This window comes from Streptomyces sp. ISL-12 (genome assembly GCF_018614415.1).
Classification (GTDB): Bacteria; Actinomycetota; Actinomycetes; order Streptomycetales; family Streptomycetaceae; genus Streptomyces.
Map to the genome: position 1 here is coordinate 23,725 of NZ_JAGGOO010000044.1, position 15,060 is coordinate 38,784.

Here is a 15,060-nt window from a genome sequence, read left to right on the forward strand (position 1 = left end):
CTCGACCTTCGATTGTCAGTGCCGCCTCCTGCGATCGCCGTTGATCAGCCTGCAGCAACGGAGGGGGCGTGATGGACGAGATCCGTCGCGGCGAGCGAGGCAAGCAGAAGACCTGGCAGTGGCTCATGGTCCTGACTGTGCATCGGGGCTTGTGTGTCTACTGCGGTCGTTCCGCGGCCACCACGATTGACCACGAGAAACCCATCGCCGATACCGGGGCAGACGTCTGGTGGAACTTCGCTCCAGCCTTCGCAGATTGCAATCGCTGGAAGAAGGGCCATACCACGTGACGCTGGGTGGCGCTGCGCAGTTCGAAGGCACGGACGCCTGCTCGTCAAGTGTGCTCCGAGTTCCGCCTCCGGCCCCGCACAAGGCAAGATGGCCTGCGCAGAGCGAGGTGGGGGGAAGGCCTGTGGTGGCGACGGCGAAGCCGCAGCTCGTGTTCGTGCACGGCATCGGCGGACTCCGCGACGCGGAGACCGAACGGCGGCAATGGCTCCGGGCGCTGGCCACCGGTGCGCGCAAGGCTGGGCACGCGGAATCGGTCTCGGCGCTCACTCAGGACTGGCTCGCGGACACGACGTTCGCGGACTACAGCGCTCTGCTCACTCCCCGCGGTGCTCAAGGAGGAGGGGCCGAGGGGAAGCTGGATCCGCCGGACGAGGAGTTCCTCTCCGGTCTGCTGGACGCGATGGTGGAGGAGCTCGCCGAGCGTTTCCCGCCGGAGGCCGGCTCGCGTGAGGCCCGGGTCGTCGGACAGGCCCGGCATCATCTCGACGCCCTCGCCTCCGGCAGCCGGGCCCAGGGGCCGGGGGAGTTGGGACGCCGACTGGTGTGGGTGACCACGAGCCTGCTCCAGCTTCCCGGCCTGCGGCAGACAGCGCAGTGGCTGAACGGGCAGGCGTTCGCGCTGCACCTCGCCCAGGTGGCGCGCTACTTGAACCGGCGGGGTGCCAGGGCCGCCCTCGGCGCGGCCGTCCGGGCCCGGGTGCTGGACGACTGGGATCCTTGCCGCCCGCTCGTCGTCGCGCACTCTCTCGGCACCGTCGTGGCGTACGAGGCACTGCACGAGTACGAGGGTCAAGTCGCCCTGTGGGTGACGCTCGGCTCCCCCCTCGCCCTCGGCGGTGTGGTCCTCCAACGCCTCACGCCCCGGCCGCCGTCCTGCCCGGAGAACGTGGGCGCGTGGCTGAACTTCTGGGACCGTGACGACGTCATCGCCGGCCGCCCCCGGCTGGCGGACTGGATCGCGCCGAGCAGCCGGGGCGTGAAGGCCGAGACCGCCCCCGTGAGGTCCGGCGGGCTGTGGACCCACACGGCCATCAAGTACCTGGAGCACGCAGAGGTGGCCGGGCCGATCGTGGAGGCGCTGCTGCCGTGACGGCCCTCGCCCCACCGACACCGCCCCGCCATGTGCTGGTGGTCGCCGCCCAGTGCACCGGCGCGGAGGAACTGCCTGGCCTGGAAGAGGCCGCACACAGGCTGCACCGGGTGCTGGTCGACCCGGACATCGGCGCCTGCGTCGACCGGGGCGAGGGCGACACCGGTTCCCTGCTCGTCGGCACCGCACTGGGGAAGGCCCGTGTCGAGGCGGCCCTCGCGACCGCGCTCGCCCGGGCGAAGGCCGACGGCGGCCCGCTGGTGCTGGCGCTGCTGGGCCACGGTTCGGGCGGCTGCGGCGGCCCGCTGTACTTCGTCACCTCGGGCAGCGTGCAGGACCCGGCGATCGGACAGCTGGACGTGCCGTCCGCGCTCGGCACCGTCGCCAACGAGCCCGGCCTCAGCGGCCTGATGGCTGTGGTCGACACCTGCCATGCCGCCGCCGCGCTGCCGGGGGCACAGTCCGCGACGGCCGGACTCCAGCAGGGCGCCCTGCGCCTGTCCTTGCTCTTCGCCGCCTCCGCCCATCTGCCCGCATGGGACATGAGCCTGAGTGTCCGGCTCGCCGAACTGCTGGAGAAGGGAGTGGCGGACGCGGGGGAGTACCTGACGGTCGACGACCGGCTGATCGAGGAACTGCGCGACCGCATCACCGTCCAAGAACCCGGCGGCTGTACCTTCAACGGCTCCCCCGTGCCCGGACGATCCCTCTGGCTGGCCCGCAACGTCCAGGCCGCCACGGGCCGTTCCGCCGGCGGCCTGGGCCCGACGGCGTATGCGAGGATGCGCAAAGTGCTGCGCCCGCTGGACGGCACGGACGCGATCGACAGCGCGAAGCAACTGGCCGACTGGCTGGCCGGGTTGGGGCAGGAGCGCCGGGGCCTGCCCGCCGTCCGACGGGTGCTGGAGTTCCAGCGTGACCTGCGCACATGCGAGGCCACCCTCACGGTCCTGGAGGAGACCTTCGGCCCCGCCCTGACCGACGACCTGCTCCGCAAGGCGGCGGCGCGCAGCGGCTTCCCGCTGGACGTAGTGGTCCAGGTGCCCTGCTCGTCCCTTCGAGACCTGGTCGAGTACGCCGTGCTCGACGCGTCCCCCGTCGCCCCCGACCGCCGGCTCCGGATGCTGGTGCACTTCGTCGCGGCCCTCGCCCATCTGACCGGTGCGGGCGAGGTCCTCCCGGAGCGGCTGACGACCTGGGCCACCCAGTGGGGCGTCACGACCTCGCTGAACAGCCGGCTGCGAGAACTGGCCCGGGCGACACCCCGCCTGGTCCTCGTGCTCGCCGACGACGGCGGGGCGGACGTCGTCCGGGTGGACGCGTCACTGCTGTTCGGCTCGGCCGTGGTCCACACCGCGGAGTTCCCGTGCGGGCCCAGCCGGGACGCCCTGGTGTGCGCGTTGGACGAAGCGGTCGGCTGGGCTCTGTCCTGGCTGAGCGCGGCGGGCGCGCAGCTGTCGGCGATCGACGTGTCGGTCCCGACTTTCCTGCTGCTGGACTCCCCGCCGGAGGAGTGGCGGGTGGTACGAGGCCGCCGCGTGCTCGGCGTGGACTACGACGTCACCACCCGCTGGTCGGGCCTGCTGACACCGCCGCCCGGCGTCCGACTCGACGATCTGCTGCACACCGGCAGTCAGCTGCTGACCGCGTTGCAGACCGGAGCCCAATCCGGCCCGTCGTGGCTCGCCCCCGACGATCTCAGCAGCCTCGAAGCCCTGCAGGACTTTCTCGGCCGCCGCCGCACAGGCAGCTGCGTCTGGGGAGTGAGCACCCTCCCGGAGACCGACTTCGGCCTGATGCTGGAGGAACTCCTCATCCACACACCGGCCCTGATCTGGCCCCGGCACCTCGGCGTCACCGACCCGCGAGCCCTGCGGGACGTGGTCGCCGAGCACTGGGACGCGCTGCCGGAGCACCTTGTCCGCGCCTTCCAGGGGAGGTTGGACAACAGCCTCGGCGGGGACGGCCCCCGCCATCTGGCCGACATCCGCACGACCTGGCACGACGCGCACTGGCAGGCCTTCTGCCAACGGCGCGCAGGCCGGGCGGTCGTCGCCCCGCACGACCTGACGCCGAAGGAGCGAGCATGAACTGGACTCCGTACTACACCGGTACGGGAGTCGTCCCCGAGGAGCCGCCCACGCTCCCCCCGCCGCCCCCGTGGCGGGCGAAGCTGGGCAGGAACGGCGCAGGGGCGTACGGCGGACCGACGCCGTCCCCGGCGCGCACCTACCGGCCGGCCCCCGGCCTGGTCGACGCGGTCAATGCCGCACTCCACCTGCGCCGTCCCCTGCTGCTCACCGGCCCGGCGGGCTCCGGCAAGTCCACCGTCGTCGAGCAGATCGCCGCCGAGCTGGGACTTGGGAACGTGCTGCGCTGGCACATCACCTCTCGCAGCACGCTCGCCGACGCGCTCTACCGCTACGACGCCCTGGGCCGCATCCACGCCCACAACGTCCGTGCCGTCGACCGCCCGGCCGCCCCGGTGAGCGGACGGGCCGCGCGCCGCACCGCCTCCGCCACGCTGGCCGCCCGTGCCGCACGCGCGGTGCGCGACGACATCGGCGACTTCGTCCAGCTCGGTCCCCTCGGCACCGCGCTGCTGCCCGGGGATCGCCCCCGTGCCCTGCTGATCGACGAGATCGACAAGAGCGACCTCGACCTGCCCGGCGACCTCCTCGACGTCCTGGAGCGCGGCCGCTTCGAGATTCCCGAGCTCGCCCGCCACACCAGGAGCCAGGTCACCGTCCGCACCGCCGAGCCGGGCGTCCGGCACACGATTCACAACGGCCTGGTGGAGTGCGTGGAGTACCCGGTCATCGTGCTCACGAGCAACGGCGAGCGCGACTTCCCCGCACCGTTCCTGCGTCGCTGTGTGCGTTTCGACATGCCCGCGCTCACGGTCCCGGCGCTCACCGGCATCGTCGAGGCCCACCTGGATGAGGTCGAGGAGGGCACCACGCGGACGCTGGTGAACGCCTTCGTCGAGCGGCTGAACCGCGGCGAGAGTCTCGCCGTCGACCAGTTGCTGAGCGCCGTCCATCTGCTGCGCGGCGACCGCGTCCCGGACGAGGACCAGCGGACGAGGCTGCAGGAGCTGCTGCTCCAAGGGCTCGGGCGTGCCTGAGCAGCCTGCCGCACGGCTGCTCGCGGCCCTGGGCCTGCCCGGGCCGAGCGGTATCGGCGAGGGCGACGGCGAGGAGTGGGACGTCGCGTCGGCCCTGGACGCACTCCTCCTCGCCGCCGTTCGGTCGAGCGCCGAGGACACCGGCGACCACCCCGCCGGTCCGCCCCCGGCCACCGAGGAGCTACCGGCGGACGAGCCCGTCCCCGCCGAAGCGCCGTCCGACGATCCCGCCGATCTGCCAGGCCCGGAGCCCGTTGGCGGGAAGGCCGACACCACGGCGGCGGCCTCGGTCTGGCTGAAGGACGACAGCGCCGCCGCCTCGATCCCCGCCAGCCCCGTGAGTATGGGCCGCGACCGCGCCCTGCCGAACGCCCTCGAGATCGGCCGCGCCCTGCGCCCGCTGCGCCGCCCCCGGCCGTCCCGGGCCCGGCAGGGGCTCGACCTGGACGCCACCGTCGATCACTACACCCGTACTGGCGTCCTCGTCCCCCGGCTCGTCCCGGTGCCGGAGCCATGGCAGGAGGCCGTCGTGGTCGTGGACCGCGGCACCTCCATGGCGGTCTGGGACGAGACCGTGCGCGCCCTGACGAAGGTCCTGCGCACACTGTCCGCCTTCCGCAGCATCCAGGTATGGCATCTCGAGCATCCGTCGGGGGCCGCCCCGTTGCTCCGCGACCATCGCGGTCACGCCCTGCCCAGGGACCCGTCCCACGCCCTCCACCGCCAACCGGCCCATCGCCTGCTCCTCGTCGTCTCCGACTGCGCGGCTCCCGCCTGGCGCGAGGAGATTCTCTGGCGGACGCTCCACACCTGGGGACTCACCGCCCCCGTGGCCCTCGTCAATCCCCTGCCCAAGCGTCTGTGGCAACGCTCCGGCCTCGACCTGCCCCGGACGACGGCGACCGCCCCCGTCCCGGCGTCCCCCGGACGGCTCCTCGCCTACCGACGCCCCCGCCTCCTCCCCGAGGACGCCCCAGGGACGCATCCCTGGCAGGCGTTGCCCGTGCTGCAGTTCGATCCCGGCCAGATGCTCTCCTGGGCACGCACCGTGATGCGTACCGACCCCCACGGCTGCGCGGCCGTCCTCGTTCCGGCCTCTGGCAGCATGCCCTCCCGCAGCCGGGCTCCGCACCCGTCCGACGTTCGGCCCGACACCCATGCGGCCACCGGCATACGCGCCACAGCGGCAGCGGTGGCCTTCACGGACAACCCGCGTTCCCCCGCCGTCCGGCTGGCCGTCGCCGCTTCCTCGCTCGAGGCGTTCACCCTGCCCGTCCTCGACGTGCTGCGCGAACGCCTCGTCCCCGAGGCGGCCGTCGCCGACATCGCCGAGTTCCTCACCGCCGGGCTGCTCACGGCCGCCCGGCAGGAGGATGCGGAGCTCGTGTACCGCTTCCACCCCGCCGCGGCCGGGCATCTGCGTGGACTCCTGAGCCGCGACCAGGCGTGGGACGCCCACGTCGTCCTCACCGACCACCTCGCCGCCCATCCCCAGGCCCCGCGGGGAATCCTCGCCGCCCTCCACTCTCCCGAGAGCCGCGAACATCTCCCCGCAGGACTCCGGCCCCTAGCCCAGGCGGCCGCTGCGACGGCCCGTCTCCTCGGCCTCGAGCCGGCCGAGCCAGCCGAGCCGACTCCTGCCCGGTACGTGCCCAGCAGCGCGCAGCGCGAGATGCTCGACCGGCTGGACGCCGAGCGTGAGATCCACGACCGGCACCGCAACCTCCTCGTCGCCGTCCCCGGCACCGGCAAGACGGACATGTCGGCCTTCGACTACCGGCGTCTGCGCGAGAAGCACCAGCGAGACCTGCGGCTGCTCTTCGTCGCAGACCGCATCGAGCTGCTGGACCAGGCGCGCCAGGTCTACGAAGACGTCCTGCTGCACCCGGGCTTCGGAGAGTCGCTGTACGGCGGGGCTGTCCCCGCGGGCTGGAACCACGTGTTCGCCACTGTGCAGTCACTCGGGAGACACGTGGGCGCACTGGCGCCTGATCACTTCGACGTGATCGTCATCGACGAGTTCCGCGGGGCGGCCACGCCGACGTACCGGAGAATCCTGGACCACTTCAGGCCGTTGGAGCTGCTCGGCCTGACGGCGGCTCCCGAACGCGTGAACGGCGTGAATATTCAGGACGTGTTCTTCGACGGCCGTATCGCCGCGGAGATGCGGTTGCGGGATGCGCTGGAAAGCGATCAGCTCACCCCTCTCCACTACTTCGGTTTCGGCGACGGCATCGACTATCGCTCGCTGGACTGGAGACGGGGCGAGTACGACGGTGCCGCGCTGTCCAGCCTGCTCTCCGCCGACGGGGCACGGGCACGGCTGGTCCTCCGAGCCGTCCGGGACACGATTGCCGACCCGAGGGCCATGCGGGCCGTCGGCTTCTGCGTCTCCGTAGCACATGCCGAATTCATGACGCAGTGCTTCCGCGGTGCCGGCCTCGACGCCGTGGCCCTGTCCTCGCGGCTTTCGCACACAAGGCGCCAGGCGGTGTTCTCCTCGCTCCGGGCTGGCGAACTGCAGGCTGTCTTCTGCGTCGACCTGCTCGACGAGCAGCACGCGATCCCCGAGGTCGACACACTGCTCCTGCTGCGCCCGAAGTCGAGCACCGTGGGGTTCCTTCAGCAGGTCTCGGTCGGCCTCCGCCGCACCGCCGACAAGGCGGTGCTCACTGTGCTCGACTTCATCGGGTACCACCGCAAGGAGTTTCGCCTCGACAACCAGTTCCGCGCCATGACGAGCCTGACACGCCGACAACTGCTGGATCAGATCGAACACTTCCCTCACTTGCCGACCGGCTGCAGCATCGTTCTCGACGACGGGGCCAAGATGCGTCTCGCCGACCACATCAGGGCGCAGTTGGGGGCCAGTTTCATCGAGCGGGCCCGCGAAGTCGCCGAGTACGAGGAGCCGTTACTCGGGCGGTACCTGCGCAGGAGCGGGCGGGAAATCACCGAACTCTACCAGGGCAGAAGCGTCTCGTGGACCGGGCTGTTGCGCCGCACCCATCTGCTGCCGGGCGATCCTCCGGACGGAGAGGAGGCACTCCTGGCGCGGGTCCGTGCCTTCCTCCACGTGGACGACCCAGAGCGGGTCCAGGCATACACACGCATGCTCGAGGACGACGCCCCGCACTACGGCGATCTGGATGAGCGGGACCGGGCGTACGCCCGCATGCTCTTCTTCCAGCTCTGGCCGCTTGGCGGCATCACGCGTGACGGTTTCACCAGCTACGACGAGGGTTTCGCGGCCCTGCGCCGACAACACGCGTTCCGGGCAGAACTTCGCCAAGTCCTGGCGTACAACCTGGAATGCACCACGCGTGTCCCGATTCCCCTGCGCGCCGTGGGCGGCAGGCGCGACGTCCCTCTGACCGTCCACGCCTCCTACACCCGGGAAGAGATCCTCTCGGCATTGAATGAGGTGGAAATCCGCGGTCCGTTGCCGACCGATTTCCGTCAAGGCGTGAAGTGGTGCGAGTCCACGAGGACCGACGCGCTGTTCATCACGCGGGCGAAGGACTACGCGCTGAGCCCCACCCTGTTCCACTGGGAATCCCCGAGCCACACCTCCGAGACGTCCCGCACGGGGTTGCGGTACCGGAACCACGTCGAGATGGGCACGGATGTCCTGCTGTTCCTCCGGCCGGACAGGACCAGCGACATCGGTAGCCCACAGCCCTGGACGTTCCTCGGCCCGGCCGAGTACGCCAGCCACACCGGCAGCAGCCCCATGGCCGTCACCTGGAGGCTGCGGCGCGAACTCCCGGCGGCCGTCTGGTCGTACGCGCGGATCTCCTGAACCGCCAGTATGAGGGCCATGACGGCGTGTTTCGGCCGTGTCCATGACCTCGGGCCAATGCATTTTCGTTCTGGCCGACATCCTCGCGGGAGCGTCGCGGTAACCGTCTAGCGATCAACACGAGGCTAAGGGGTCCTTTCGGAATGATCTTCCTGGGGCAGGGTGGAAGTGGAAGTGATTCCGTCCTTGTGGGGGTGGTCCGTGGCACGGCGCAAGCCGTGGGAGATCAGTGACGAGCTGTGGGCGGTCGCCGAGCCGCTGCTGCCGAAGCATGAGCGGCGGTTCCGGTATCCGGGGCACAAGCGGATCGATGACCGCAAGACGCTGCAGGGTGTGCTGTTCGTCCTCTCCACCGGGATCCAGTGGGAGTACCTGCCGCAGGAGTTGGGGTTCGGTTCCGGGCCTACCTGCTGGCGGCGGCTGGCCGAGTGGCAGGAGGCCGGGGTATGGGAGGAACTCCAGCGGGTGCTCCTGGACCGGCTGCGGGCGGCGGACCGCCTGGACTTCTCCCGCGTCACCGTTGACGCCTCGCACGTGCAGGCCAAGCGAGGTCGAAGCAGCACAAAAGTCGGCCCGAGTCCGGTTGACCGTGCACGGCCAGGCTCGAAGCATCACTTCCTCACCGACGCGCACGGCACCCCGCGTCGTCCGTGTGCAGAGTGGTCTCCCGCATCTTTGAAGGCTCACCAGGTAAGTCAGGATCCGGTCAGCATGAGTCGCCGGGCTTTTCCCGGAGGGTTGCCCGATCAGGCGCCGGTGCGGCGCAAAAGCCCTGGCGGGAAGCCGTCTCGCCCGAGCGGAGCGATGTTCCTCACAATCCTCGACCGGCGGGTCCCGGTGTACAGTCGAGACTGCCCTTGACCTGCACAAAGCAAGCAGGGAGCCGTCAAACAGGAGTCCAAAGTGCTGCGTACTCTATTCAAGTCCAAGATCCACCGCGCCACCGTCACCCAGGCCGACCTGCACTACGTCGGATCGGTCACCATCGACGCCGATCTGCTGGACGCCGCCGATCTGCTGCCCGGTGAGCTGGTGCACATCGTCGACATCACCAACGGTGCCCGGCTGGAGACCTACGTCATCGAGGGTGAGCGCGGCTCCGGTGTGATCGGGATCAACGGGGCCGCCGCTCATCTCGTGCACCCCGGCGATCTCGTGATCATCATCAGTTACGCTCAGGTCACCGACGCCGAGGCGCGGGCGCTGAAGCCGCGGGTCGTGCACGTGGACCGCGACAACCGCGTCGTCGCCCTGGGCGCGGACCCGTCCGAGCCGGTACCGGGCTCGGACCAGGAGCGCAGCCCGCAGGCCGTGTCGGCCTGACGCGGCGGGCGCGGCGAGGACCGAGGACAGGGAGCGTGGCCGTGAGCGACATCGAGATCCGTGACGACCGGGCGGCGGGCCGCCTGGAGGCGGTGGCCGACGGCGAGGTCGTCGGCCGGATCGAGTACTTCGTGCTCGACGCTCCCGGCCGCGCCCTGGTCCCGGTGCACACCATCGTCGAGCCGGCCCATGAGGGGAAGGGCATCGCGGGCTCGCTCGCCCGTGAGCTGTACGCCCTCGCACAGCGCGAGGGCGTCACCGTCGCCCCGCTGTGCCCGTACGTCGTCAAGTGGGCCGAGCGGCACCCCGACGAGGCCCCGGCGGCCGGCCCGGAGCTGCTGCGCGCGGCGAAGGACTGGCTGAAGGCGCACCCCGGACGGTTCTGAGGGGGGCCCGACCGCGTCTTCGCGCGCACCGGGCCCACCTGGGCCTTCCCGTTCATACGGGGGAGTGAGTGGCGGAGCGGCACTCGGGTAGGCGGGGGAGTAGTCCAGAGCCGACGCAGACCTACTGGCCGGAGGACACCCGCCATGACGAACCCGTATCCGGACCCCGTCCCGCCGGGGCCGACGCCGGGCCCGGACCCCGAGCCGCCGCAGCCGTATCCGGACCCGGTCCCGCCACCCGAGCCGCCGCCCGGTCCAGGCCCCGGCCCGGTGCCAGGACCTGGGCCGGCCCCGCAGCCTCCGAGCCCGGGACCGCAGCCGGCGCCCCCGCCTCCGGGCCCCGGCCCGCAGCCCACCCCGCCGCCCCCGCACCCCGGCCCGCCGGAGCCCTCACCGTCGCCGATCCCGCCGGGACCGGAACCCGTACCGAACCCGGAGCCGGGACCGCCGCTGAGCTGACGCCGCACGCGGACGGCACGCCGACGGCCCGCGGCCCCGGTGACACGACCTAGCCGGCCACCTCCGACCGGTCCCCGCCCCACAGCGTGTGGAACGAGCCGTCCCGGTCGGTGCGCCGGTAGGTGTGCGCGCCGAAGAAGTCCCGCTGCCCCTGGGTGAGGGCGGCGGGCAGGCGCTCGGCGCGCAGGGCGTCGTAGTAGGCGAGGGCGGCGGCGAAGCCGGGGGTCGGCACTCCCTGCCGGGTCGCGGCGACCAGCACCTCCCGCCAGTCGTCCTGCGCCTCGGCGATCTCCCGTGCGAACGTCTCGTCCGACAGCAGGCTCGGCAGGTCCGGCCGGGCGTCGTACGCGGCGCGGATGCGGTCCAGGAAGGCCGCGCGGATGATGCAGCCGCCCCGCCACAGCGCCGAGACCGCGCCCAGGTCGATGTCCCAGCCGTACTCCTCGCTGCCCGCGGCGATCTCGTGGAAGCCCTGCGTGTACGACACGATCTTCGACGCGTACAGGGCCTGCTCCACCCGGTCGGCGAAGGCCGCCGCCTCCGACTCCGGCAGCGGCGACGGCTTCGGGCCCGCCAGCCCGCGGGACGCCGCCCGCAGCGCCGCGTGACCGGACAGCGAGCGGGCGAAGACCGCCTCCGCGATGCCCGAGACCGGAACGCCGAGGTCCAGGGCGATCTGGACCGTCCAGCGGCCGGTGCCCTTCTGCTCCGCCTGGTCGACCACCACGTCCACGAACGGCTCGCCCGTCGCCGCGTCCACGTGCGAGAGCACCTCGGCGGTGATCTCGATCAGGTACGAGTCGAGCCGGCCGGTGTTCCAGGTGCGGAAGATCTCCGCGATCCGCGCGGGGGAGTAGCCGGCGACGTCGCGCAGCAGCTGGTACGCCTCGCCGATCAGCTGCATGTCGGCGTACTCGATGCCGTTGTGCACCATCTTGACGAAGTGCCCGGCGCCGTCCGGACCGACGTGCGTCACGCAGGGGGCGCCGTCCGCCGCCTTCGCCGAGATCTTCTCCAGCATCGGGCCCAGGGAGTCATACGACTCGGAGGGGCCGCCGGGCATGATGCTGGGGCCGTTGAGCGCGCCCTCCTCCCCGCCCGAGACGCCCATGCCGACGAAGTGGATGCCCTGCTCGCGCAGCTCGCGCTCGCGGCGCCGGGTGTCCGCGAAGTGCGCGTTGCCGCCGTCGATGATCATGTCGCCCGGCTCCAGGAGCGGGGCGAACTCCTGGATCACCGCGTCGGTCGGATCACCGGCCTTCACCATGATCACCAGACGCCGCGGCCGTTCCAGCGCCGCCACGAACTCCTTGGCGGTCTCGGTGGCGACGAAGTCGCCCTCGCTCCCGAACTCCTCCACCAGCGCGTGCGTCTTCGACGCCGTCCGGTTGTGCAGGGCGACGGTGTAACCGTTGCGGGCGAAGTTGCGGGCGAGGTTGCGGCCCATGACCGCGAGACCCGTGACGCCGATCTGCGCTGTAGTGCTCATTACGTTGGCTCCTAGTGACCCGAGTGCCGGTGGTGCCGGTCGTGCCCGTCAGCCTACGGCCGCTGCCCGACCATCCTGACGTGCCGGCATGCCGGCCGCACCTCCGCGACCGACGCACACACCGGTACGCACGGGAGGGGGCCGACGGCTCATCGGACACGTGCCTCATCCGGCCAACAACCGCCGGTTCCACGCCATTCCGCCTCGCGGTGCGACCGGGGGCCGTATCGTCATGGCCGGTTCTCAATGCTCGTCTTCGTTGCTCCTGACTCCGTGTCGAGGGGGATCTCCATGGCCGTACGCGGTCGGCACCGCCGGTATCAGCCGAACAGGATCAACCGCGCCTCACTGACCGTCACCGCGGGTGGGGCCGGGATAGCGCTCCCGCTCATCGGCACCGGCACCGTGCACGCGGCCGACCTGGACACCTGGGAGAAGGTGGCCGCCTGCGAGTCCACCGGCAACTGGGACATCAACACCGGCAACGGCTTCTACGGCGGACTTCAGTTCACCCAGTCCACGTGGGAGGCGTTCGGCGGCACGCGGTACGCGCCGCGCGCGGATCTGGCCACCCGGGACCAGCAGATCGCCGTGGCGGAGAAGGTGCTGGACGGGCAGGGCCCCGGTGCCTGGCCGGTCTGCTCGGCCCGGGCCGGGCTGACACGCGGCGGCGACGCACCCGACATCCACCCGGCCGGCGGCGCCGAGAAGGACGCCGAGAGCGAGCGGCAGAAGCAGAAGAGCAGCGGTAAGAAGAGCGACGGGAAAAGCGGCAAGAAGAGCGGCGAGAAGAGCGCCGCGGTGGACGTGCGGCCGCAGAGCACTCCGCAGTCCCGTGCCGGGCGGTCCCAGATGTACACCGTCATCTCCGGTGACACGCTGTCCGGTATCGCGGACGCCCAGCGGGTGCGGGGCGGCTGGCAGAAGCTCTACGACGCCAACCGCAGCGAGGTCGGAAAAGACCCCGACATGATACTGCCGGGCCAGCGGCTGACGCTGACCGGTAAGGCGTCCGGGAGCAAGGCCGAGAGCAAGACCGAGCGCAAAGCCGAGCGCAAGACCGCGACGGTCAAGCCGAAGAAGAAGTCCTCCTCGGAGCGCGGCGCGAACAAGGCGACCACCGGGCACTTCCTGGTGGCCCCCGTCGACGCCGCCACCGGCACGCCGTACCACCAGACGGGTTCCTCCTGGTCGCAGGGCTACCACACCGGCGTCGACTTCCCCGTGCCCACCGGTACGTCGGTCAAGTCGGTCGCCGCGGGCCAGGTGGTCAGCGCCGGCTGGGAGGGCTCCTTCGGCTACCAGGTGGTCGTCCGGCACGCCGACGGCCGGTACAGCCAGTACGCGCACCTGTCCGCGATCTCCGTGAAGGACGGGCAGAGCGTAGGCGCGGGCCAGCGCATCGGCCGTTCCGGGTCCACCGGCAACAGCACGGGCCCGCACCTCCACTTCGAGGTGCGGACCGGGCCCGGCTTCGGCACGGACGTCGACCCGGTGGCCTATCTGCGGGCCGGCGGGGTCAGCATCTGACTCCGTGCCGGCCCGGTACGGCCGACAGGGTGCAGGGGAGGTCGGCGAAGACGCCGTAGCCGCAGGAGTGGGCCAGGGCCGGAACCGCGGCTGCGGTTCCGGCCGCCTCGCGTATCCCGTCGTCCGTGTACGTCTCCTCCGCCGGCGCGGTCTCCGCGGCCGGGGACGGCGCCGGGGCGGGCAGGGCGACCTGCTCACGGTCCTGCCCCTGCTTCCGGTCCCGCGCCGGTCCCCGGTTCCGGTCCTGTTCCCGTACCCGTTCCCGCGCCTGGTCCTTCGCGTGGACCTGGTCCTGGGCCGCCGGCGAGGCTTTCGCACCGGTCAGGGCAGTACCCTCGCGCGCCGCGCGTCCGGACGACGGCGTACCCTGCGCCGGCACCTCACCGGTGGACGGCGCCGCCCCGCCGGCTGCCGACGCCCGCCGTTCCGTGAGCGCGATCCGCTCCGTCGTCAGCAGGATCAGGCCGCCCGCGGCCACCACTCCGCAGCCCAGGGCGAGCACGGTGCCGGTCGCGCCGTACCGGAAGGTCTCGCCGAACATCGTGATGCCGACCGCCGCGGCCGCCACCGGGTTCACCACCGTCAGCGTGGCCAGCGGGGCGGCCAGGCCCGCGCCCCGGTAGGACGCCTGGGACAGCAGCATGCCGGCCGTGGCCAGTACGCCGATCACGGCCAGGGACGGCAGATCGGCCGTGGACACGCCACCGGTCCAGTCGACCGCGACCGTCTTGGTGAACACCGACGACATGCCGAAGGCGACGCCGGACGCGGTCGCCAGCAGCATGCTGCGCGCCATCGGGTGCCGGTGGGCGGCCCGGGCGGCGGCCATCAGCGCCACGACCACCCCGGCGGTCACCAGGGCCACCACCGTCCGCTGCGCGGTGTCCAGCGACCGCGAGTCCGCCGAGCCGACCAGCGCCAGCAGGCCCGCCAGACCCACCGTCGCCATCATCGCGCCCCGCCAGGCCGTCGCACCGGCCGGGCGCCGCACGAACAGCGCCGCCATGGGCAGGGCGAAGACGATGGTCAGCGCGCCCAGCGGCTGCACCAGGCTGAGCGGGCCGTAGGCGAGGGCCGCCACGTGCAGCAGTCCGCCCAGGCCGTTCAACGCGACCGCCGCCCACCAGGTGGGCCGGCGCAGCGGCGCGTACTGCCGGCCGGGGGAGGACAGCGCGACCTGCTCCTGGACGATGGCCCCGCCCGCGTAGGCGACGGCGGACACGAGCGACAGCACCACGGACAACGCGAGGGCGCTCATCGGCCGCTCCTCTGCGTGAGGCGACGGCCCGGCCCGGTCGGCCCGGCCCGGCGCGGCGAACAGTCGGCTTTCATACCAGCCACCTTGCCGTGCGCGGCCCGTCCCGTCGTCAGCCCTGAGCACTCTTTGGGTCATACTGCCGATGGAGTACGGGCGTCTCCCGGTCCTCCCCAGGGTGGGCGATCCCACCGCCCGGCCTGCGCCCAGCGAGCGGACACCGGCACCTGCCCGGCCGTACGAGCACCCCCGCACCGGCCCCCAACCGGCTCGCCCACCGGCCCGCACCCCCCCACACACACCCACAC

At 71.9% G+C, this 15,060-nt stretch carries 10 protein-coding genes and 1 pseudogene; 9 read left to right on the plus strand and 2 right to left on the minus strand.

Annotated elements, in window-relative coordinates:
• Nucleotides 1–71: 71 nt before the first annotated feature.
• The 8 genes and pseudogenes from J7I94_RS13075 to J7I94_RS13110 all read left to right on the plus strand — a co-directional run bounded on the left by J7I94_RS13075 (nucleotide 72) and on the right by J7I94_RS13110 (nucleotide 10,019).
• On the plus strand, nucleotides 72–290 hold the full coding sequence (locus J7I94_RS13075; RefSeq protein ID WP_251075083.1) for an HNH endonuclease: 219 nt from the start codon (nucleotides 72–74) through the stop codon (nucleotides 288–290).
• 125 nt (nucleotides 291–415) lie between these two features.
• A complete protein-coding gene (locus J7I94_RS13080) occupies nucleotides 416–1,381 on the plus strand; it encodes a hypothetical protein (protein ID WP_308114558.1) in 966 nt (321 codons plus the stop codon).
• Entirely contained in the window at nucleotides 1,378–3,471 is a 2,094-nt protein-coding gene (locus J7I94_RS13085) for a hypothetical protein (RefSeq protein WP_215167243.1), read from the plus strand. The genes J7I94_RS13080 and J7I94_RS13085 overlap by 4 nt, the downstream gene beginning before the upstream one ends.
• Nucleotides 3,468–4,508: an AAA family ATPase gene (locus J7I94_RS13090; RefSeq protein WP_193508625.1), complete on the plus strand. Its 1,041-nt coding sequence runs from the start codon at nucleotides 3,468–3,470 to the stop codon at nucleotides 4,506–4,508. The genes J7I94_RS13085 and J7I94_RS13090 overlap by 4 nt, the downstream gene beginning before the upstream one ends.
• A complete protein-coding gene (locus J7I94_RS13095) occupies nucleotides 4,501–8,310 on the plus strand; it encodes a DUF3427 domain-containing protein (protein ID WP_308114559.1) in 3,810 nt (1,269 codons plus the stop codon). The genes J7I94_RS13090 and J7I94_RS13095 overlap by 8 nt, the downstream gene beginning before the upstream one ends.
• Nucleotides 8,311–8,511: 201 nt before the next feature.
• Nucleotides 8,512–8,958, plus strand: a pseudogene (locus J7I94_RS13100) (IS5 family transposase); the annotation flags it as partial.
• Nucleotides 8,959–9,213: 255 nt separating this feature from the next.
• Nucleotides 9,214–9,633, plus strand: a complete 420-nt coding sequence (gene panD, locus J7I94_RS13105; RefSeq protein ID WP_215167244.1) for an aspartate 1-decarboxylase — start codon at nucleotides 9,214–9,216, stop codon at nucleotides 9,631–9,633.
• A gap of 41 nt (nucleotides 9,634–9,674) precedes the next feature.
• The gene (locus tag J7I94_RS13110) at nucleotides 9,675–10,019 is read left to right on the plus strand and encodes a GNAT family N-acetyltransferase (RefSeq protein ID WP_215167245.1); all 345 of its coding nucleotides are present in this window, start codon (nucleotides 9,675–9,677) and stop codon (nucleotides 10,017–10,019) included.
• A 508-nt stretch (nucleotides 10,020–10,527) separates the two neighbouring features.
• On the opposite strand, the gene gndA is transcribed toward J7I94_RS13110, so the two are convergent.
• Nucleotides 10,528–11,967 (minus strand): NADP-dependent phosphogluconate dehydrogenase, encoded by a 1,440-nt coding sequence (gene gndA / locus J7I94_RS13115; protein WP_215167246.1) that lies wholly within the window; start codon nucleotides 11,965–11,967, stop codon nucleotides 10,528–10,530.
• A gap of 291 nt (nucleotides 11,968–12,258) precedes the next feature.
• Between gndA and J7I94_RS13120 the strand changes: the two genes are divergently transcribed.
• A complete protein-coding gene (locus tag J7I94_RS13120) occupies nucleotides 12,259–13,497 on the plus strand; it encodes a transglycosylase family protein (protein WP_215167247.1) in 1,239 nt (412 codons plus the stop codon).
• Here the strand turns inward: J7I94_RS13120 and J7I94_RS13125 are convergent.
• Nucleotides 13,487–14,755 carry a DMT family transporter gene (locus J7I94_RS13125; RefSeq protein WP_215167248.1) on the minus strand — a complete coding sequence of 423 codons (1,269 nt, stop codon included), beginning with the start codon at nucleotides 14,753–14,755 and terminating at the stop codon, nucleotides 13,487–13,489. The two genes, J7I94_RS13120 and J7I94_RS13125, sit on opposite strands and share 11 nt — an antisense overlap.
• Between the last annotated feature and the right edge of the window lie 305 nt (nucleotides 14,756–15,060).

Excerpts from the sequence above, each read along its gene's own strand:
- J7I94_RS13075 (WP_251075083.1), top strand. The coding sequence starts at position 72 with ATGGACGAGATCCGTCGCGGCGAGCGAGGCAAGCAGAAGACCTGGCAG.
- gndA (WP_215167246.1), bottom strand. The coding sequence starts at position 11,967 with ATGAGCACTACAGCGCAGATCGGCGTCACGGGTCTCGCGGTCATGGGC.
- J7I94_RS13125 (WP_215167248.1), bottom strand. The coding sequence starts at position 14,755 with ATGAGCGCCCTCGCGTTGTCCGTGGTGCTGTCGCTCGTGTCCGCCGTC.
- J7I94_RS13090 (WP_193508625.1), top strand. The coding sequence starts at position 3,468 with ATGAACTGGACTCCGTACTACACCGGTACGGGAGTCGTCCCCGAGGAG.
- J7I94_RS13120 (WP_215167247.1), top strand. The coding sequence starts at position 12,259 with ATGGCCGTACGCGGTCGGCACCGCCGGTATCAGCCGAACAGGATCAAC.